The sequence below is a fragment of the Bilophila wadsworthia ATCC 49260 genome, from assembly GCF_000701705.1.
GTDB lineage: Bacteria > Desulfobacterota > Desulfovibrionia > Desulfovibrionales > Desulfovibrionaceae > Bilophila > Bilophila wadsworthia.
Genome location: NZ_JNJP01000004.1, coordinates 100762 through 121955, shown reverse-complemented (window position 1 = coordinate 121955; position 21194 = coordinate 100762). Strand labels below are relative to the sequence as shown.

The window sequence follows — 21194 nt, the reverse complement described above, 5'->3', positions numbered from 1 at the left end:
AGCGGATTGTATCCCTTTTTCTGCACTCGGCTGGCATGATCTCCGCCTCGCCGGGTTCCCAATAAGCATCGGAGGATAATTCCATGCGCGTGAAGAGAGGTCTTGCTGCCCATCGTAGGCACAAGAAATATTTGGATATGGCTAAAGGCTTCCGCGGAGGCCGCAGCCGTTTGTACCGCACCGCTCGTGAAGCTGTTGAACGTTCGCTCGCGTACGCCTTTGTGGGCCGTAAGCAGCGCAAGCGCGAATTCCGCAAGCTGTGGATCCTGCGCATCAACGCTGGCGCCCGCGAAAACGGCCTGTCCTATTCCAAGCTGATGTTTGGCTTGGCTCAGGCTGGCGTGGCTCTGAACCGTAAGGTTCTGGCCGACCTCGCCGTGCGTCAGAAGGAAGATTTCGCCAAGTTGGTCGAACTGGCCAAGACGAAGCTCGCCTAAGGCGCGTTTCGGGCGAACCAAGCAAGGAAGCAAGGCAGAGGATTCGTCCTTTGCTCTACAGTATAAAGCTCGATGTGATGGGTCTTTCACGGGGACCATCCTGATTGACACGCAAGGGGCGGACTCGGTATGAGTCCGCCCCTTTTTTATGGGCTTCAGCCTGTTGAGGGCGCGAGGCGGCCGAAACAATAAACCTCCCGCTATGCGGGTGGAAACAAGAGTTATTTTGTGTCCTCAAAAAAGTTTTTTGGGGGTCGGAGTGCCTTGTACTTGGGCGGTAGGCCGGATTGCGTGAAAGGATGGCAAAAAGGCTGGGCGGAGCACGGGAAAGCCAAACGGAAGAAGCCGTGAGGGTGGGAAAATTATCACAGCATACTTAAAATAAAGGATAATTATTTTTGTTGAGAGGAGATGTGGAATAGTTGCGCCAAATGTAACAAACGCAACAGCGCGGGATTCCTTTTTCGGGGTAGGGTTCAGCCATGTGGAGAGAAGTTCTCCTGACGCACTACAAATTAAGGAGCATGTCATGGGCCATCCTACCATTTATCCCACTGGTGTAACCGTCTACGATCCCGAAAGAAGCTGGAACGGTTTTACGATTTTTCAGGCGCAGGAAGTCGGAGCCGTCCTTATGGATATGAACGGCCGTGAGGTGAATGTCTGGAAAGGTGTTCACGGGATGCCCAACAAGATTTTCCCTGGCGGCTATCTGCTGACCAGCCGTGGCCGCCGCAGCGGCAAGTACAGTGTGCAGGACGGGCTTGATGTCATTCAGGTGGACTGGGACGGCAATATCGTCTGGAAGTTCGATAGGAACGAATTCATCGACGATCCCGGTATCCCCGGCCGCTGGATGGCCCGCTATCATCATGATTTCCAGCGCGAAGGCAGCACCACCGGCTACTACGCGCCCGGCATGGAGCCCAAGACCGACTCCGGCAATACGCTTGTGCTCGCGCACCGCAACGCCCGCAATCCCAAGATTTCCGACAAGCAGCTTCTCGACGACGTGATCCTCGAAGTGGACTGGGACGGCGACATCGTGTGGGAATGGAACTGCAACGAGCATTTCGACGAAATGGGCTTCCGCGAAGGCCCCAAGAACACCCTCGCCCGCAATCCCAACTACCGCCCCACGCAGCCCGAGGGCATGGGGGACTGGATGCACATCAATTCCATGTCCGTGCTCGGCCCGAACAAATGGTATGACGCGGGCGACGAGCGTTTCCATCCCGACAATATCATCGTGGACGGCCGCGAAGCCAACATTATTTTCATCATTTCCAAAGCCACCGGCAAAATCACTTGGAAGCTTGGCCCGGATTACGACAACAGTCCTGAGGCCAAAGCTATCGGCTGGATCATCGGGCAGCATCATGCGCACATGATTCCTCACACCCTGCCTGGCGGCGGCAACATCCTCGTGTTCGACAACGGCGGCTGGGGCGGCTACGACGTGCCGAACCCCGGTGCTCCTACCGGCGTGAAGGCGGCCTTGCGCGACTATTCCCGCGTGTTGGAAATCGACCCCGTGGCCATGAAGATCGTGTGGCAGTACACGCCCACTGAAGCCGGGTTCCTCGCCCCGATGGACAGCAACCGCTTCTACAGCCCCTTCATCAGCGGTATGCAGCGTTTGCCCAACGGCAACACCCTGATCACCGAAGGTTCCGACGGCCGCGTGTTTGAAGTGACGCCCGACCACAAGATCGTGTGGGAATTCGTTTCCCCGTACAAGGGCAAGTTCGTGCCCATGAACATGACGTACCGCGCTTACCGTGTGCCCTACGAATGGGTGCCGCAGGTCGCCAAGCCCGTTGAAACGGCCATCGAGCCTCTGGACGTTTCCACCTTCCGCGTGCCCGGCGCGGCGGCGTTCGGCGATCGGGCCAAGGAAGTGAGCGTTGAAGGCTGCGTGCCCTATGAAGGCAGCAACGCCCTGTGCGTCGCTTCCGTCGAAGATCCAGAAGACAAGTAAGCGGGAGAAAGAGGGGTTTGGGGATTGCCGCCTTGCATGAAGGGCAGGGCGGCATCCCTGGAGTTCCTTTTCCTTCGAGAGAAAGTACCGTTCGCCTGTTGCGTTGGGGAAATGGGATTCGCCCTGCTGTACCGTGGGGCCGGGTTTTGTTTGCGCCGGGCGGAAACGGGAAAGGCCGGAATGTTCCGGCCTTTTTTCGTGTCCTGTGTGGAAAGCGCAAAGGGATGGGGTTGGTTGTACGTGGAGAAGGTGGCTTCTGGCAAACATCTATTTGTACTTAAAAGGTATTTTTATGAAAGGTGCGCCCTTGCGAAAAAGGGCAGGTATGCTATTCCCGGAAGGAAGAACCTCAAGGAGGCAATCATGATTGATTTCAAGGTGGATGAGTCCCTGTGCGTTTCGTGCGGGGCTTGCGTCAAAGATTGTCTGCATCAGGCTCTCCGCATGGACACGTACCCCGTGATGGTCGATGAAGGGCACTGTATCCGCTGTCAGCACTGCCTTGCGGTCTGCCCTACGGGGGCTGTTTCCATTATGGGGGCGGCAGCCTCTGATTGCACGCCGCTTGCGGGCAATATCCCGGAGCCCCGCCAACTGGATACGCTGTTCAAGGGGCGCCGCTCCGTACGGCACTATAAGCGCGAAAACGTTTCGCCCGGGTTGCTTCAAGAGCTTCTCGACAGTGCGGCCTACGCGCCTACCGGCAGCAATGCGCAGAATCTGCTGGTTTCGGTTGTCGACGACATTGCGGCGATGGATGCCCTCCGGGAGGCTGTCTACCTGCGTCTGGACGAGCTGGCGGAAACGGGTGCCATGCCGGACTGCCAGCGCCGCGCGTTTTTCCTTTCCGCCGGAAAGCTCTGGAAGGCCGGGGGATGGGACGGCATTTTCCGCTCCGCTCCGCATTGCGTGATCGTGGCCAACGCGAAGAATGCGACCTGCGTCGAGCAGGACCCGCTCATCTATCTGTCGTACTTCGAGCTGATGGCACAGGCGCGCGGGATAGGCACGCTCTGGTGCGGCCTGCTGTACTGGTGCCTGCGGGACGTGCTGCCTGACTTCCTGCCCCGTTTGGGTATTCCGGATACGCACCAACTGGGATACGCAATGTTGTTCGGCTATCCCTCCATCAATTATCGGCGTACGGTTGAAACCCGTTCCGCGCTCGTCAGGCACATCGGCTGGAACTGACTCAACGGTTGATCCGGACGGCGGGCCCTTGGCTATTTGGGGGACCGCCGCCTTTTTTCGACGGAAAAGCGGCAGCGCTGGCTGCGGCCGTCCGGGAGACGTTGGAAAATCGTCTGCGTACGCACCTTGAGCAGCTTAAGAAACAGTCCTTATACCCCGAATGCGCGGAGAAGAGATGAAAACCGGAGCCGTTTCGAGCCAGTGGTATGCCTTCGCCACCGTAGTCCTGTGGTCGTCCGCATTCGTATTCACGAAAGTGGCGTTGCTGTCTTTTTCGTCAACCGCGCTCGGGTTCCTGCGTTGCGCCATCGCGTCCGTGGTGCTCTATGCCGTGTTGCGCTGCAAGGGGGTGAGGATGCTTAGCTGGCGCGAGTTGCCCCGGTTCACGCTTTCCGGCGCGCTCGGGTTTTCCATCTATCTGTTCATCTTCAATAAAGGCTCCGAGACGCTGACGGCGGCCACGGGATGTATCCTCATTGCCACCGCGCCCATCATTACGGCGCTGATGGCGTCCGTCGTATTCCGGGAACGTTTGACGCGGCTTGCGTGGATTGCGCTGTGGCTTGCGTTCCTCGGGGTGCTCGTCCTCATGCTGTGGAACGGGAGCGTTTCAATCAACGCCGGGGTATTCTGGATGCTCGGGGCCGCCCTTGCCATCAGTGCGTACAACGTGATCCAGCGGCTCTATGCAAACGGGTATACGTCGCTCCAGATAACGGCCTACAGTTTTTTTACGGCAACGGTGATGCTTGCGGGCTTTTTGCCGGAATCCATACGCCAGATCGAGTCGGCCCCTCTTTCCCATGTGATCGCGGTGATCTTTCTGGGCGTTTTCCCGAGTGCGCTGGCGTATCTGTTATGGGCGAAGGCGCTTTCTTTTGCTGCGACCACCAGTGACGTGACCAAGTTCATGTTTTTGACGCCGCTGCTTTCGTTTGTGCTCGGCTATGTGGTGATCAGCGAGCTGCCAGGCGTGGAAACATGGATCGGGGGCGCGCTCATCCTCTCCGGGCTGGCATTGTTTCACATCTCAGGCCAGCGGGCCGAGAGGGCCCGGCGGGCGGCAATGCGGCACTGACGGACTGGCGCTTGCGCGTGGTTCCCTATATGCGGAGAATGATGGGCTGAATGTGCGCTGATTGCCGAGAAAAGCAAGGAAGGGAGGAAACCCTAGGCTTCCTCCCTTCCTCTCTCTATATAAGTTACCAGCGCGATTACTTGATTTTCGAGAGGAGATCGTTCAAGGCTTCCGTCATGGAAGGATGGGTATAGATCATATCCCGCAGGAAGGTGTAGCCTTTACCCGCACGGATGGCCGTTTCCACGACATTGATCATCTCTCCGGCATCGGCGCAATGCAGGGCGCAACCCAATATGGCTCCGGTTTTTGCGTCCACTACGGCCTTGAGCATACCCGTGGTTTCACCCATCAACCGGGCGCGGGGGATGGCTGCCGCAGGAAGGACGGCAACCTTGATGTCGAGGTTTTTGTCGCGGGCGGCCTGTTCCGTGAGCCCCACGCGACCGAGAGGGGGGTCCATGAATACGGTATACGCGGGATCGCGGTCGCTGGCGACGCGCTTGCCCTCTCCGTAAAGGGCATCCCGGACGATGCGGAAGTCGTCCAGCGAAATGTACGTGAACTGCGGGCCGCCTTTGACGTCGCCGAGAGCCCAGATATGCGGAACGGAGGTTTGCAGGCGTTCGTCCACGGCAATCGCGCCTTGTTCCGTTGTCTTCACGCCAGCGGCTTCAAGGTTGAGCCCCGCCGTGAGCGGGCGGCGGCCCGTAGCGAGCAGGATGGCATCCGCGGGCAACGCCTGCTCCGTTCCGTCGAGAATGAAACGGACCTCGGCTTCATCCCCGGCGTCGCGTACGGCACTGGCGGATGCACCGGTTATGATTGTTACGCCCTTGTTTTCCAGCGCCTTGCGGACGCTGTCGGCCACATCGGCGTCTTCGCGGGCAAGGAAGCGGGAACCGCGTTCCAGTATGGTGACCCGTGAACCGAATTCCGCGTAGAACGAGGCGAATTCCAGCGCGATATACCCGCCGCCGAGGATGACCAGACGGCGGAGCAGGTCTTCCAGCTCCAGCATGGTGGTGCTGGTGTAGACTCGCGGGTTTTCGCGGACGCCTTCAATGGGCGGGATGACGGTTTCGCCGCCGGTGTTGATGAAGATGCGTTCGCCGGAGAGGAGCAGGGTTTTGTCCGCCGTTTTGACTTCGACTTCATGCGGGGAAACGAACGAGGCCGTCCCCGTGATGACGTCCACATTGTCCCGGTCGGCAAGCATGGCGTAGTTTTTACCGCGCAGGAAACCGGTCACTTCGTTCTTGCGGGCGATGGCGCGCCGATAGTCGGCGGCCTTTTCCTCAAAGCTGCGCTCTCCGCGGCACAGGCTCTTATGCGCTTCGTAGACCAGCGTCTTGGTGGGGATGCAGGCGATGTTGATGCAGGTGCCGCCGTACATTTTGTCCGAGCGTTCGACGATGGCAACGGATTGTCCTTGATCCGCGAGATAGGCGGCCAGCGTCTTGCCTCCTTTCCCGAATCCGATAATGATGGCGTTATAGCGCTGTTGCATGGCATATTCTCCTTGTCGGCAGTTGCGGGCTTTTCAGAAGGTCTTACTTGAAAGTAAATGAGCCGTCATTGCCGTATACGGGTATTCCTTTGAGAAACCATAGATTCTTCTTCTGAGGGTACGCTTCCCGGATCATGTCGTAGGCCGTTTCAGCCCGGCGTCCGGTCCGGCAGAGGAGCAGGACGGAGCCGTCGGCGGGGACTTGACCCATATGTTCGCGCAGTGTCTGGATCGGAAGGAGCAGAGCGCCGGGGACGTGGCCTTGGGCGTATTCCTGCTCGGTACGGACATCGATGACGGTCAGCTTGTCGCCAAGCGTGTCCATCAGCTGCAGGGCTTCAGCCGGGGCGAGCGCGCCGATCTGCGGGAGTTCGGCGGCGGGGGAGTGGCCGTATGCCGCGAACATGAAAATGTAAGCCAAGAGTACGGCAAACCATTTGGAACGAAGAGAATGCATAGCGACCTCCAGGGGTATGCGGCTGTGGGCAAAATGCCTCTGTTGCTTTTTATTTAACGCTCATTAAAATACTCGGGTGACCGTTTCTGTCAAGCGGTTTTTGATGGCAAGTGATGAAGGAGTTTGCAATGGGAAGGCCACCATCCTATGATCATACGATGTTACTGCGTGAAATCATTGATTGCCTATGGGAGCGCGGGTACGCGGCGACGCCCATCAGCGTCATCGTCCAGGAGACGGGAGTCAACGCGGCAAGCCTCTATGCCCGGTTCGGCAGCAAAAAAGGGATCATGCTTGCGGCGCTGGACCTGTATGCCAAGGAGACAATCGACGCGCTTGAAGCCTTGCTGGCCGCGACGCAGCCGGGAGCCGGACAAGTACGCGCCATCTTGGAACATGCCATGGGCAGTTTTGAGGACCCGCGTGCGCGAGGGTGCTTTCTGGTAAACACCGTCACCAACATTTCGACGGATACGCCGGATTTCGCAATGGCGGTAGCGGATTATATGGAGCAGATACGCGGCAGAATCAAGGACGCGCTCAAGCGTGCGCCGGGCTTGCGGCCAGAGGTGACGCCGGAAGATGCGGCACTGTACGTGCAAGTGCAGGTTTGGGGCCTCAAAGTCATGGCCCGGATGCGCCCTGATAAAGCCGCTGGAAAGGTTGTTGTCAGGCAGACGCTGACAGCGTTGTTTACGGATGAAGCCGTAGCCTCCCTAGAGGCATAAGACGCTCCGCCAGCCTGCAGAATACGGAAAAATTTAATTGAAATAATTTATTTTTTACTCTTTTGGCAAAAGAAATTTTGGGAAGAAGGCACGAATGTTCATATATTCGTGCCTTCTCGTTTTATAGAGTCTTTATCGCCTTATTTAACGTGCGTCACTTGTTTTTATAAACTGGTTTTGTCTTTATAACATGTTTTTTGTTTTAATAAGATTTTCATACCTCTTCACTTTTGTTGAGCCGAATCTTGTAAAGAAAAATATGCGGGTATATAATGTATTTAAAACTGTCAGCGGAATAGGGGAAGGGAGGCCAAAATGAAGATTATCCGGTGTTGCCGTTCCGGCTCTCTCTCTCTCTCTCTCTCTCTCTCTCTCTCTCTCGTAGTGTATTCGGTTCCGCTCGGTGAAAAGCCCGCGCCTCTCGGCGTGGGCTTTTTTCATCGGGAAATAACTACATCTTTAACGCCGTAAGTTTCAAATCCATCCTGAGGAGGATGTAATCATGACCTTATCGAGAGGAGCTATCGGGAACCTGGTCAACAGGTACCGTGCCGTCCTGCGGAAGTGTCGCATGATGAACGTATTCGGGTCATTAGCAGTGGCCGGCATGCTTGTCGCGGGAAACGCGGGGTTTGCCGGCGCGGAGGAATTATCAGGCGACATTTCCCCGATATCTTTATCAGGAGATACCCGAAATATTATTGGGGTTGGGGATATAAGTCTCCGGTCGACCGAGCCTGCGCTGCGGTATCTCATCAATGTGTCGGGGCAAGGGCAACTTGATATTTCCATGTCCAACGGCAGTCCGATGGCTGTTGGAAATGCTGATGGGATCTATTTAAAGGATTATTCTGACTATGATCAATACGCGTCGGCTTTCCATGTAGCTGGTTCGGGAAGTTCCGGTTCTTTTGTGGGGACAGGAACCTTCTCAATGGTGGGCGGCGGAAAGCTGTTGGGCGTGTGCGCTTTTTTGAGTGAAAGTAAAGGAACGCTGACTCTTTCTGGGGATATTACTGGTGAAGCCGAAGCCGTGATGAACGGCTCCAATGGGTATGCCTCATTTGTTGCTGCAGCGGCAGGGGGAAATCTGGTTTTTGGAGGGGACAGGACGACATTACGGGCGAAAGCGTCTACAGGGAACAATGCCAATGGGGCCTTCGTCAAGTATGGAGGTATGATTGGCTTTGCCAGTAAGTCCGTATTGATTGAATCAAAAAATACGGATTCCAACAGCGTGGGTATCAACTGTGCTGATGGTACGGTCAAAACAAGTGCTGATACGGATCTGGATATCGTGGTGGAGGGAAACAAGGCTACAACGGGTATCCAGCTTACGGCGAGTTCCTCCGATGTGCAGCTTGCCGGGAATCTTGATCTGACGGCAACGCAGACAGGGCAAGACTCTTTTGCCTCAGTGCTTGGTATATCAAATGACTCAGGCAAAATGGTCGTCTCTGGCCCTACCTCGTTACGTTTGGTTACCAATGCCCCCTTTGATGCAAAGGGTATTACCGCTTCCGGCAAAGCTGATATGAGCTTTCTTGGGGATGTCGAGATTGCGGTTACGGGTAGCGCATCCGGTAGTGCTCTTTATACGACCTACCGTTATGATTATTCGACTCAAGCCGGTATCTGCCCGGTTATCTCCCTAGGTACCGACGGGAAGGCCGTAACGCTGAATTCTTCAGGTTATGGCATAAATAATCAGGGAGGAAGCGTTTCCCTCACGGGACAGCGAATCAATATAACGGGAAGCACGGGCGTCTTTGTTGAGGGGGGCGGCAATGAGAATGTTTTCGCAGACGTCCGGTTTGATGGGCCTACGACTATAAATGCGGACAAGGCGATTGTCACGAGTATCAAGGCCGGAGAGCAGGTCGGCGCTTCCGTGACCTTTGCCTATAACCCTACGCCGATCAATGTCCCCGTCACGAAGGAAAGCGCGGATTCAAAGGTGAGGGGGAGTGTTACCGGTTCCTCCGGTACAATCAACAAGGAGAACGCAGGTTCTCTTGCATTCTATGGCGATATTTCCAATTTTAGCGGAGTGTTTAATCAAAAGGGCGGAACGACGTTCTTGAGTGAAGGTGCAGCCGGGTATTTTGGCAAGGCGCAGTTAGCCGTGACGGGTGGCGCACTTGTCGCTCCTACCTTGTCCTTCCAAAAGACAGGCAAGCTTACTCTTGCGGGCGGTACGCTGGAAACGGGAACGGGACAGATCTTTACGAGCGCTTTGAACGTGGACGGGGATATGAAGGACCCCGGCGCGGTGAAGCTGAGCGACAGCAATTGGAAGTTTGACTCAGGGGTGATCGCGTTTGATGACGCCAAGTACAACATTGTATACGCCCAGACAGCGGCCGGTCTGCTGGGGGCTGGTAATGTTGCGGCGGACAATGTGTCCGGCTCGGGCTCCGCAAAGGAGATCACGTTCACCGGAACGCTTGTCGAGTTGCCCCCTGGAGATCCTGACAGCTTTGAAACGCTGCAAAAGGCCGTTTTGGATACCGGAATCGACAGCATCAAGCTGGGAAGCGATATCGTTTTATCCAAGCGCTTGCAGGGAACCACACCCGTCGCTCGCTCATTGGCCATCGACGGCAACGGGCACACGATAAGCGGAGCCTACCCGGGCCTGTGGTTCAAGGGGATGGATTCCGGGACTGTTTCCATCCAGAATATTGCCTTTGACGGCTTGAAGACGTCTTCTGGCGACAGATACGAAGGGCCCGTGTCCTTCGGCCCGGCCATTTTCTTTGATATGGGGTACTTTGCCGATAACTGGAAGAGTACCGCAAAGCTGATTATCGGTGACGGCGTCCAATTCAGGAATACGGAAAGCGTAGGTGACGGTGCCGGCGGAGCCGTCAGGACTGCTCACGGTATTGTGGAAATAGGAAACAACGTCGGTTTTATCAACTGTACGGGAGGTTCTGGAGGCGGCCTCTACAGCGAATCGTTTACCACGATCGGCGACAACGTTGTCTTTGAAGGCAACAAGGGCCGCAGAGGCGGCGCGCTGAATGTGGTTGACGATTATGAAGACTACCTCACTGATCCCGACTATGCGTCCGGCGCGCGCCGCGTAAAGTATGTACACATCGGGAAGAACGCCCTTTTCAAGAACAACAGCGTTGAATTGCTGGGTTCCGGAGGGAACGGCGGGGCCATCGAAGTGCAGTCGGGAGAGCTGAGTATCGATGACGGCGCCACGTTTACGGGAAATAGCTCCAAGTCCACAGGCGGCGCCATAGCCGTATGCGATTGGAGCCCCCAACTGCCCGCCAAGGCGGTATTGGGATCCGCGACGTTCACTCAAAACAGCGCGGGAAGCTATGGCGGAGCGATCATCAACGAAGGCGACGTGCGCTTCAACGGTCCTGTCTCGTTTGTTGAGAACACGGCCGGCAAGATCGGGGGTGCCGTTTGCAACCTGAATACGCTGAACATGGCGGCGGAATCCACGTTTTCCAAGAATACGGCTGGAGTGGGCGGAGGGCTTTATAACGAAGGGATTGCTTCTCTGGGCAAGGCTTCCTTTATTGAAAACGCCGCTGCCGACGGTGGCGGAGCCGTATTCAACGTGCACCAGCTGACGTTTGCCGACGGAGCCGTTTTCTCCGGGAACAGCGCGACGGACGGCGGCGCCGTTTATAACGATTTCTCCGAGGATAAGGACGGCAACGCCGTGAGTGCGGGTTCCCTCGCATTCAACGGCGGAGCGCGCTTCATCGGCAATACGGCCAGCGGACTTGGCGGAGCCATCTACAACACCCGTTCCATTACCCTCAATCCCGGCGCGGGGCAGGAGATCGTGTTCAGCGGGAATACGGACTCCACGGGCTCGAACGCGATCTTCATGGGCGACGGTTCCAGTCTGGACATTACGGGAGACGGCAAGGTCGTCTTTGATGATGCGCTGTCGTCTCAAAGCGCAACGCCGGCCCTGAAGAAGACGGGGAGCGGGGAACTGCTCCTCAACGCTTCAATGGACGGCTTCCTGGGCACGGCCTCTTTCGAGGGCGGGCTTACGAGCATTGCCGAAAAGTGGCTCATCAAGAACCTGATCACCATCGCGGGCGGCAAGCTGAAGATGTCCGAGTTCTCCTTTGCGTCGCAGGACGCGGAGAACGCCGTTACGGGCGGCAAGCTGGTTCTGGCCGGCGGCATCCTGGAGACGGGGACAGGGCAGATCTTCGCCAACGGCCTGAATGCCGAAGGAGACGCCAGAAATCCCGGCTCCGTGAAGCTGAACGGAGACAACTGGAGCTTTGATTCCGGCTTGATTGCGTTCGACGACGCCAAGTACAACTTGACCTATGCCCAGGCCGCGGCCCTGTTGTTGGGAGCCAGTAACGTCGGGGCGGAGGCGTCCTGCTCGGGTTCCGCAAAGGAGATCACGTTCACCGGGACGTATGTGAACATTCCCAATCCGGGGCCCCTTTCTCCGTATTATTATACGGGCAACAAGTCCGATGCCGCTTCGGACGGAACCGTGGGAGGATGGCTGGACAGCTCCGGGGTTCCTATCGCGATCGCGGACGTCATCACCGTGAAGACGGACCCGGGGCAGGCGAGCGAGTACCGTTTCCTGTCCGGGGTCTATGACGGCAGCAAGACGTCAGATGCCAGCGACACGTATGCGTGTCTGATCCACGGCGGCGATTCCGGGGTGCGCGTCACGTCGGACGGGCCTCTGACCATCCAGAACTGGGGCACCGGGCTGATGCCTTACCACGCGTCGGTCGCCTCTTCGAGTGGGGAAATCCTTTTTGGCGACAACGTGTCGCTCCTCAACAACCATTCGGCCGGGGATGCCACCAAGGGCGGCGGGGCTATTTTCTCCAAGAAGGGCGTGGCGTTTGGTGACAATGCCGTCCTGTCCGGCAATTCGACCGCGCTGGCCATAGGCGGCGGAGGCTACGGCGGCGGGGCTATTTTCCTGGATGGAAAGGGCGCTGTCCGCTTCGGCAAGAATGCGGTCATTGCAAACAACGAGAGCTACCATTACGGCGGTGCGATATACAGTCTGGGCTCCGTGAGCATGGGAGAAGGGGCCATTGTCCGAGGCAATACGACTTCGTACATGGGCGGTGCGATTGCCGTAACCGGCGCGTTGAGCCTCGGAACCGGTTCCGTTGTGGAATCCAACCAGGCCCAGGCGGGCGGAGCTGTTTACTCCACTGGGCAGGTGAGTGCGACAGGCACGACGTTCAGAAAGAACGTGGCCACGTCGAACTACGGCGGCGGCATCTATAGCGCCGGGGGCTCGATAGTCCTCGTCGACTCCCGGATGGAAGAGAATAAGGCCGCGGGAGGCGGGGCCGTCCTTCTCGCCGGCGGCGGAACCGCGAGTGTCACGGACACGACGTTCGCCGCGAACACCGCCACGAACGGCGGAGCGTTCTTCATTGACAAAAACGGCATGCTGACGACTACTTCCGGCGAAGCGGGGAGTGACGCGGGCACGCTGTTCGAGGGGAACAGCGCAACCACGAACGGTGGCGCCGTTTATGTCCAGAACGGTACCGTGGATCTGGGAAGCGGAACGAGGCTGCAAGGCAACCAGGCCGTCAAGGGCGGAGCGATTTACGTACTGGGTGGCAAGGATGCCTCCGCGAAGCTCACGTTTGTCGACACAGTTTTCGGAAAGAACAGCGGCACCTACGGCGGGGCTGTGTACGCGTCGGCGAGCGTTGGCGGTACGGTGAATGTAGCCGCCTCGGATGTGGTATTTGAGGGCAATACCGCCACCTCGGGCGGTGCCGTCTATTTGGGCGGCAGCGGCACCTCGGATATCGCGTTTACAGATGCCGTATTCAAGGAAAATCAGGCCAATACCGGCAACGGCGGGGCCATCTATTCGGGGATCAGCGGTAGTTCGAATCTCGCCATTGCGGACAGTAGCTTCGAGGGCAACAGCGCCGGCTATGGGGGCGCCGTATTCAATAACGGCCAGCTGACCACTTCCGGCAACGTGGTCTTTTCCGGGAATAGGGCAACCTATGGCGGTGCCGTTTATAACTATTTTACCTCGACTACGGATGGTTCCCTCGCATTCAACGGCGGAGCGCGCTTCACGGGCAATACGGCCGGCGGGCTTGGCGGGGCCATTTACAACACCCGTTCCATTACCCTCAATCCCGGCGCGGGGCAGGAGATCGTGTTCAACGGGAATACGGACTCCACGGGCTCGAACGCGATCTTCATGGGCGACGGTTCCAGTCTGGACATCACGGGAGACGGCAAGGTCGTCTTTAATGATGCGCTGTCGTCTCAAAGCGCAACGCCGGCCCTGAAGAAGACGGGGAGCGGTACATTGCTGTTCAATGCCTCGATGGATGGTTTTCTGGGAACGGCTGCCTTTGAGGGCGGGCGCACGGAAATTGCTCAGAAGTGGCTCATCAAGAATACGGTGACCATTACGGGCGGCAGATTGAAGATGCCTGCGTTTTCCTTTGTTGCCCGAGGTGAAGGGAACAATGTCGCTGGCGGCAAGCTGATCCTTGCTGGTGGCATCCTGGAGACCGGAACGGGACAGATCTTCATAAACGGATTGAACGCGGAGGGGGATAACAAGGATCCCGGTGCCGTAAAGCTGAGCGGAGACAATTGGAGCTTTGATTCTGGACTGATAGCGTTCAATGACGCTCTGTACAACCTTACGTACGCTCAGGCAGCGGCTGATTCATTGGGAGCGAACAACGTAGAAGCGGGTGAGGGGGCTGGCTCCACCTCCGCGAAGGAGATCACATTCATCGGAACGGGGTATGTAGATCCTGTCCCAGATCCGGTTCCCCCTGTGGAGCCTGACCCAGATCCGGTTCCTCCTGTGGATCCTGGCCCAGATCCGGTTCCCCCTGTGGAGCCTGACCCGACTCCCCCCGCTCCTGAACCGAAGCCCGATGAAGATCGCACGGGAAAGGTCTCCGTTGACGAATTGAACAATAACCACGCCAACAATATTGTTCTTGGCAATGTAACCATCACTACCGGCACAAGTTCGGATTCGGGCAAGGATTTCGTTGTCGGCGCGAGTGCGAAGGACGACAAGACGGACTCGATAAGCGGCAGCATTGGTGGGAAGAACATCGATCTCGGTTCCTCCGGTCGGAATATCTCCGTAGTGGGCGGCCATTATCTGACATTGGTTGGAGGTTCCTCCGATACGCCTTTGGTCACGGCAGGGGGAAATCCCGTCAATGTTCATGTAGGAGGTACTGGGGAAGGGGCATTTGGTGTGCTGAACCTTGGCACGCCGGTCATGGATTCCGGCGGCACGCTCTCGGGAAATATAGAAATCGCCGCGGCGAGCACCGTCAATGTCCGTGCGGGAACGCACGTCATCACGGGTGAAGCCAATGAAACCACCGGCACGGCGGACGTCGCCGGGATGAACAACAACGGCGGCACGATCAACATTGCCGAGGGGGCACATCTCCAATCGACGATACGTCAGGCCGATGGGCAGACGAATGTTTCCGGCAAGCTGACTTCCGCTTCTGTCGAACTTTCCGGAGGTGCCCTGAATGTCTCCGGCGCTGTGGATTCTTCGTCCGTCACAGCCTCCAAGGGAGATATCAAGGTTGCGGGAACGCTGGCGGCGGACGTCTTGACCACATCTTCCGATGTCCAGCTCAACATCGGCGATCAAGGGAGCGCCGGTAGAGTGGTCGCCCGTCAGGCTCAGTTGCAGGGCGGCAGGGTATTCCTTGATCCCGCGTGGAAGGGCAATGATGCATTGGCTGATGCGTCGCACGGCGTCTTCACCTTTGTGAACAATGAAATAGACGGGTTGCTCACGGCGGGGCAGAATTCCCTGCTCGTGTTGGGTGACACGGATACCGGTTGGGCGCTGGACGCGTTCGGCAGATCCAGCCTCCAGTGGGGACAGAACGGCGTAACCGCCGCGCTGGCTATCCGGAAGCCGCAGACGTTGAACGGTACGCTAGGCGCGGTGATGGTGGACGGAACCAAGACCAGCGCTCCGGTATTGACTCCGAATACGGCGACTTTCGCTGACGGTTCTTTGCTGCTCGTTGACGGGAGCGGTCTCAACGGCGCCGCGGCGTTGACGTCCCAGGGCGGGACGCTGAATGTGGATGCGGGCGCCAAGCTGCTTATCGACAACATCACGCAGGGCGAATACGCGATTACGTCCGGATTCTCGGTCAGCAACGTGCAGGGCTGGAACGGAGACAACCTTTCCACGCCGGATAATCTCATTGGGCTTGTGCTGGGCAAGGATGCCGACGGTTCGATGAAGGTACAGGCCACAGCCCGGCGCTCGTCCGATGTTTTCCGGGGGCTTTCCCTCGTCAACACGATGGATGCCATCTGGGGCAAGGGGCTGAACGACACCGAAAGCGGCAACATGGGCATCCGGTTCCTCTCTCGGGCGGTGAATGAAAACCATCTGCCCAAGGCGGACACGGTGCATACTGTTGACGGCGCGGCGCAGATCGCCGTGGCCGGAGGCGTGCAGGGTATGGCCGTCGCGGCGGCGGATGCCCCGGTTCGGGCGATTCAGGATCACGCGTCGCTTTCACATATGACCACCACGCGTGAAGGGGCCATTCGTAAGGACGGATTGAACCTCTGGATCAATGCCCTGTATGGAGCGGAACACGCGCGCAATTTGGGCGCGGGCTCTCTTGATGGCGGCTATAATGCCGATTTCGGCGGCATCGTCTTTGGCGGCGACTACGCGTTCGGCGATTTCCGGGTCGGCATGGCCCTGAACGCCGGAAGCGGTACGGCCCGTTCCCGTGGGGATTTCAACGCGACCAAGAATGATTTCGATTTCTGGGGCATGAACCTGTACGGGAGCTGGTCGCGGGATCAGTTCAATATCGTGGGCGATCTCGGTTATTCCGCCAACAAGAACGAGGTGAAGCAGGATCTGCCCACAACCATGCAGCTCGGCCAGCTCAGGGCCGATGTGGATACGGGCGTGCTGACGGCGGGTCTGCGCGGCGAATACCGGTTCGAAACGGATTGGGCCGATGTGACGCCGCATGTCGGGGTACGATACTACAACCTGCGGACGGATGGGTTCACATCTCGGATCGACGATCACGACGTGTTCCGCGTGGGACGCGATACGCAGGAGATCTGGACATTCCCGATCGGCGTGAGCTTCAGCCGCGACTTTGAAACGTCGTCCGGCTGGAAGGTGAAGCCGAGGGCCGACCTTTCCGTAGTGCCCGCTGCGGGTGATCTCAAGGCAAAGACCAAGGTCCGGGTGCCGGGCGTCGCGGCTTCCGATACGATCAAGGCCCGGATGATGGACAGCGTATCTTTTGACGGCACGCTCGGGCTTGAGGTGCAGAAGGACAACATCTCGTTCGGCCTCGACTACGGCATCCGCGCTTCGGAGCATAAGGCGGGACATGGCGTGAACGTGAGCTTCACCTACAAGTTCTAACCTCCCAATCAGAAACAGAAAGCCCGGCGGTCGGAGAATATTCCGGTCGCCGGGCTTTCTGTTTCGGTGAGTGGGGGGAAGGAGGAACCTCCCGGCCTTTGGGAAGCCGGGAGGCCCGCTTTTGGGGGAGGAGGGAGAATCAGAAGCGTCCGCGCAGGGCCTTTTCCATCCGGTCCATGGCGATGCTCAGGTTTTCATACGAATTGGCGTAGGAGATGCGGAGGTGCTCCTCATCCCACGGCACGATGGCAAGCCCCGCGTCAAGCAGAAATTCGGCGGCCTGCATGGGCGTTCCCAGACCGGGGATGCTTACCATGATGTAAAACGCTCCCTTGGGGCGCACGAAGGAAACGCCGGGCATGGCGGCCAGCCGGTCGAGCAGCATGAGCCGCCTGCGATCCAGTTCTTTTACCATATCCGCAATGTGTCCCTGCGGGCCGCGCAAAGCGGCGACGGCCCCCCACTGCGCATAGGTGCAGGGGCACATGGCGGAATACTGATGCGCGCAATAGATGGGGGCTATGAGCCGTTCCGGACCCGCCGCGTACCCGATGCGCGAGCCTGTCATGGCATAGGCTTTGGAAAAGCCGTTCAGGACGACGGTACGTTCGCGCATACCGGGCAAAGAGGCGATGCTGATGTGTTCCTCGCCGTCAAAGATGATCTTCTCATTGATTTCGTCGCTGACGACGATGAGATCATGCCTGATCGCCAGATCCGCGATGCCTTGCAGCGTTTCGCGCGGATAAACCGTTCCTGTGGGGTTTTGGGGTGAGTTGATGAGGATGAGCTTGGTCTTCGGGGTGATATGACGCTCCAGAACATCGGGTTCGGGCTGGAAGCCCTTGGCCTGTTCCGTGGGCACGAATACCGGGACGCCGCTCGCCATGTGTACGCAACTGCCGTAGCTCAGAAACGCGGGGGCGGGTATGAGCGCCTCGTCGCCGGGATTGAGCAGGGCGGCCATGCTCAGGTGCAGCGCTTCGGAGACGCCCGCCGTGATGACGATTTCGGTTTCCGGGGCGTAGCCGAGCCCGTTTTCGTCTTTCAGCTTGCGGGCCACTTCCTGCCGCAGTTCAAGGAGGCCGTAATTGGAGGTGTAGTGAACCTGCCCGTCGTCGACGGCCTTCTTGACGGCTTCGTTGATGTGCGGCGCGGGGAGGAAGTCCGGGCGGCCCATGACCATGTTGATGATGTCCTGCCCGGCGCGCTGTCGGGCTTCCGCCGCGTCGAAAAAGGCGCAGAGGCTGGAAAAGGGGATGTGTTCCGTGCGAAGTGCGAGTTGCATTGCGGTCTCCTTGAAGCGTGAGGAAGGGCTAGGCCGTCTGCCGGAATCCGGCGGGACAGTAGTAGCGTTGCAGACAGTAGACGATGATGAAGAGGCCGATGCCCGCGAAGTCCCAGATATGGCCGGGAATGAACAGCAGGAGCGCGCCGCCCAGCAGCAGGATGCGTTCGAGCAGCGTGGTCCGGCGCATCAGGTAGTTCTCCCAGACCGCCGCGAAAGCGATGAGGCCGAGCATGACGGTAACGAAGGTGAGCGCGATGTCGAACAGGCTCGACTGAAGCAGCAGCGCGGGGCGGTAGTAGAAGAGAATGGGAAGGATATACAACGCTTTTGCGTATTTGAAGGCCGTAAACATGGTCTTCATGGGGTCGGCGTTGGCGATGCCCGCGCCCACGATGGAGGCGAGGCCCACCGGAGGCGTGATTTCCGAGTCGATGCTGAACCACATCATGATGAAGTGGGCGGTCATCAGCGGAAAGCCCATATCCGCCAGCGCGGGGCCTACGGCAATGGCGGTGACGATGTAGGCCGGTCCGCTGGCAAGGCCCATGCCGAGGATCATGGAAATGAGGCCCACGAGCAGGATGGCGACGAGAGGGCTGCCGTTGGCGAGGGTCGTGAACAGCCACGAGAGCTTGAGCCCGACGCCCGTCAGGCCGACGAGCGAGAGGATGATGCCGATGCAACCCACGAGGCTGCCGATGCCGAGCGAGTAGCGCCCGCCGAGCACCATCGCTTCATACAGCATCTTGAAGTCGACCTTACGGCTTTTGATGCTGTGGATCACGATGAGGGTGATGATCCCGCCGAGCGCGGACATGCCCGGCGAATACCCGAAGGCCATGATCACGATGATGACCATGATGGCGACGAAGAAGTGCCACCCCTCGCTGCAGACGGTCCGGGCGGAGGGGATGTGATGATCCTTCATTTGCCCGATGTTGTGCTTTTTGGCTTCAAAATGGATGAAGGCCATCAGCGTGATGTAATACAGGATGATCGGGCCGGTGGCGACGGTCACGATGGTAAGGTAGGGGATCTGCGTGAATTCGGCCATAAGGAAGGCCACGGCGCCCATGATGGGGGGCATGATCTGCCCGCCCGTGGAGGCGGCGGCTTCGATGGCGCCCGCCACATGAGGCCGGTAGCCGACCTTCTTCATCATAGGGATGGTCAGCACGCCGGTGGAAGAGACGTTGGCCACGGCGCTGCCGGAGATGGAGCCGAGGAGCGCGCTGCCGATGACGGCGGCCTTGGCCGGTCCGCCCACGGTATTGCGGGTGAGCGCGAAGGCCAGACGGATGAAGAAATCCCCGGCTCCGGACTTTTCCAGAAAAGCGCCCATGAGGATGAACGGGGCCACGTACTGGATCATCATCTTGGCGGAAAGCCCGTAGTAGCCTTCCATGCCCGCATAGACCTGCGTGACCACCGCTTCGAGATCGAAGCCGCCGTGCCCGAAGTGCCCGGGGATGACGAATCCGTACAGCGAATAGAGGATGAGGACGATGGACACTAGCGTCAGCGACCAGCCGATGACCCTGCGCCCGACCTCAAGGCCGAGGAACAGCATCAGGCAGCCGAAGAAGATATCCATTTCCGTCAACATGCCCAGCCGCATGAAGCGATCCAGATATTCCCAGATGGCGTAGGCCGAACCGGCGATGCTGCCGATGATGAGCAGCCAGTCCACAAGGGAGACGTGGTTGACCTTCGGCTTTTTTTCGAAGGGGTAAATGACCAGCGTCATACAGAAGACGGTCATGATGTAGAGGCCGTGCTTCCACATCACGTCGGCGCTGACGTAGACGGTCCAATAGATTATAAGCGCGGATATGGACGCAAGGCAGATATTGACGATCCGTTCCGGGGTGCCGGTAAAGACGCGTTCCTTTTCCTTGCCTTCTTCGGCAATAAGCGGCTCATGGAGAGGCGTTTCGTTCATGGTATTCCTCGGTAGGCTTTCCGTAAGGGAAGGGGGAAGGCGCCTCCGAGGCTCCCCGGAGGCGCCGAACGAATGTAAATCAATCCTTGATGAGGCCTATTTCGCGGAAATAACGTTCCGCGCCGGGATGCAGGGGTATGGGCTTGTAGCTGACGGCAAGGTTGGGGCTCATGCTCTTGAGCGCGGCGATGACGTTGCCCAGATAGTCGACGCCTTCCTGGCTGTAGACGGTCTTGACGATTTCATAGACAAGGTCGTCCGGCAGGTCGGCCCGGCAGGCGAACATGGCGCCCGTGCCTACGGTTTCGATGGGCTGGTCGATGCCGTTGTAGGCTCCCTTTTCGATGGTGGTAGGCAGGTATTGGGGGTACTTCTGCATCATGTCGGCGCGTGCTCCCGGCAGGAATTCGAGGATATGCACGGGACGCAGGATGGAGAGTTCGGAGATCTGCGGCGAGGGGATGGACGACAGTTCCACGGCGACGTCCACCTGTCCGGTCTTGACCGCTTCCATGGCTTCGCTGGCGGGCAGGAACAGCACCTTGCCGAAATCCTTCTTGGGATCAAGCCCATTGGCTTCGACCCAGCGGAAGAAGTCGAGATGCATGGTGCCGCCGGGAGCGCCCACGCTGAGGGTCTTGCCCTTGAGATCCTTGAAGGTGCGGATGCCCGAGGACTTGAGGGTGTAGGGCTGGGCGGCCTGCATGTACAGGATGCCCATGCCGCGCATGTTCCGATACTGCTTCTTGTAGGGGGCCTTGCCTTCCCACGCCAGTGGCGGGTCCTGCGTATTGAGCATGGCGAAATCGGCCTTGCCCTGCTCCAGCCTGTTGATGCTCTCCACGACGCCGGCGGCGGAGATCGCGGTAATGCTGATGCCGGGGATCTTTTGCGAGGCGAAACCCGCGATGCCGCTGCCTACGGCGAAAAAGCCTCCGCCCACGGAGCCGGTGGAGAAGGTGAGCTTGAGAGGCTCGGCCTGTGCCGTTCCGCCGCAGAAGGCGGTCAGGGCAACGATGAGAGCTGCCAGTGTACGCTTGAGCATGATGATCCTCCTGAGAAACGCGGTTTGACGTGAATGAGAAAACCGGGTGGCTGCCTTGGCCTGCTGGAGGTGGACGAAATCTCGCCCTTCATGAATCTTTAAGT

The 21194-nt window shown here is 58.3% G+C and carries 11 protein-coding genes; 6 read left to right on the top strand and 5 right to left on the bottom strand.

The genetic code is table 11. From position 1 onward, the window contains the following. Positions 1 to 83: 83 nt before the first annotated feature. From rplT to T370_RS0103315, 4 genes are all read left to right on the top strand, one after another. A complete protein-coding gene (gene rplT / locus T370_RS0103330) occupies positions 84 to 437 on the top strand; it encodes a 50S ribosomal protein L20 (RefSeq protein WP_005030649.1) in 354 nt (117 codons plus the stop codon). A 529-nt stretch (positions 438 to 966) separates the two neighbouring features. After that, a complete protein-coding gene (locus tag T370_RS0103325; protein WP_005030651.1) occupies positions 967 to 2418 on the top strand; it encodes an aryl-sulfate sulfotransferase in 1452 nt (483 codons plus the stop codon). A 363-nt stretch (positions 2419 to 2781) separates the two neighbouring features. Beyond that, positions 2782 to 3609 (top strand): nitroreductase family protein, encoded by an 828-nt coding sequence (locus T370_RS0103320; RefSeq protein ID WP_016360453.1) that lies wholly within the window; start codon positions 2782 to 2784, stop codon positions 3607 to 3609. Positions 3610 to 3784: 175 nt separating this feature from the next. Next, positions 3785 to 4687 (top strand): DMT family transporter, encoded by a 903-nt coding sequence (locus tag T370_RS0103315; RefSeq protein ID WP_005030655.1) that lies wholly within the window; start codon positions 3785 to 3787, stop codon positions 4685 to 4687. A gap of 136 nt (positions 4688 to 4823) precedes the next feature. Here the strand turns inward: T370_RS0103315 and T370_RS0103310 are convergent, their stop codons facing one another. Then, complete coding sequence (locus T370_RS0103310; RefSeq protein ID WP_029434741.1) at positions 4824 to 6197, bottom strand: FAD-dependent oxidoreductase; 1374 nt, start codon at positions 6195 to 6197, stop codon at positions 4824 to 4826. Positions 6198 to 6240: 43 nt separating this feature from the next. Then, complete coding sequence (locus T370_RS0103305) at positions 6241 to 6654, bottom strand: rhodanese-like domain-containing protein (RefSeq protein ID WP_029434740.1); 414 nt, start codon at positions 6652 to 6654, stop codon at positions 6241 to 6243. A gap of 128 nt (positions 6655 to 6782) precedes the next feature. Here T370_RS0103305 and T370_RS0103300 point away from each other — a divergent pair, with 128 nt between their 5' ends. Beyond that, positions 6783 to 7382 carry a TetR/AcrR family transcriptional regulator gene (locus T370_RS0103300; RefSeq protein WP_029434739.1) on the top strand — a complete coding sequence of 200 codons (600 nt, stop codon included), beginning with the start codon at positions 6783 to 6785 and terminating at the stop codon, positions 7380 to 7382. Between the two features lie 1237 nt (positions 7383 to 8619). Next, complete coding sequence (locus tag T370_RS0103295; RefSeq protein WP_162177130.1) at positions 8620 to 16812, top strand: autotransporter outer membrane beta-barrel domain-containing protein; 8193 nt, start codon at positions 8620 to 8622, stop codon at positions 16810 to 16812. Positions 16813 to 16951: 139 nt separating this feature from the next. Here T370_RS0103295 and T370_RS0103290 read toward each other — a convergent pair whose 3' ends face one another. From T370_RS0103290 to T370_RS0103280, 3 genes are all read right to left on the bottom strand, one after another. Then, the gene (locus T370_RS0103290) at positions 16952 to 18100 is read right to left on the bottom strand and encodes a pyridoxal phosphate-dependent aminotransferase (protein ID WP_029434737.1); all 1149 of its coding nucleotides are present in this window, start codon (positions 18098 to 18100) and stop codon (positions 16952 to 16954) included. 28 nt (positions 18101 to 18128) lie between these two features. After that, complete coding sequence (locus tag T370_RS0103285; RefSeq protein ID WP_029434736.1) at positions 18129 to 20045, bottom strand: TRAP transporter permease; 1917 nt, start codon at positions 20043 to 20045, stop codon at positions 18129 to 18131. Between the two features lie 79 nt (positions 20046 to 20124). After that, a complete protein-coding gene (locus T370_RS0103280) occupies positions 20125 to 21090 on the bottom strand; it encodes a TAXI family TRAP transporter solute-binding subunit (protein ID WP_005030670.1) in 966 nt (321 codons plus the stop codon). Positions 21091 to 21194: the final 104 nt, after the last annotated feature.

Excerpts from the sequence above, each read along its gene's own strand:
- T370_RS0103280 (WP_005030670.1), bottom strand. The coding sequence starts at position 21,090 with ATGCTCAAGCGTACACTGGCAGCTCTCATCGTTGCCCTGACCGCCTTC.
- T370_RS0103325 (WP_005030651.1), top strand. The coding sequence starts at position 967 with ATGGGCCATCCTACCATTTATCCCACTGGTGTAACCGTCTACGATCCC.
- rplT (WP_005030649.1), top strand. The coding sequence starts at position 84 with ATGCGCGTGAAGAGAGGTCTTGCTGCCCATCGTAGGCACAAGAAATAT.
- T370_RS0103305 (WP_029434740.1), bottom strand. The coding sequence starts at position 6,654 with ATGCATTCTCTTCGTTCCAAATGGTTTGCCGTACTCTTGGCTTACATT.
- T370_RS0103290 (WP_029434737.1), bottom strand. The coding sequence starts at position 18,100 with ATGCAACTCGCACTTCGCACGGAACACATCCCCTTTTCCAGCCTCTGC.
- T370_RS0103285 (WP_029434736.1), bottom strand. The coding sequence starts at position 20,045 with ATGAACGAAACGCCTCTCCATGAGCCGCTTATTGCCGAAGAAGGCAAG.
- T370_RS0103310 (WP_029434741.1), bottom strand. The coding sequence starts at position 6,197 with ATGCAACAGCGCTATAACGCCATCATTATCGGATTCGGGAAAGGAGGC.
- T370_RS0103320 (WP_016360453.1), top strand. The coding sequence starts at position 2,782 with ATGATTGATTTCAAGGTGGATGAGTCCCTGTGCGTTTCGTGCGGGGCT.
- T370_RS0103315 (WP_005030655.1), top strand. The coding sequence starts at position 3,785 with ATGAAAACCGGAGCCGTTTCGAGCCAGTGGTATGCCTTCGCCACCGTA.
- T370_RS0103300 (WP_029434739.1), top strand. The coding sequence starts at position 6,783 with ATGGGAAGGCCACCATCCTATGATCATACGATGTTACTGCGTGAAATC.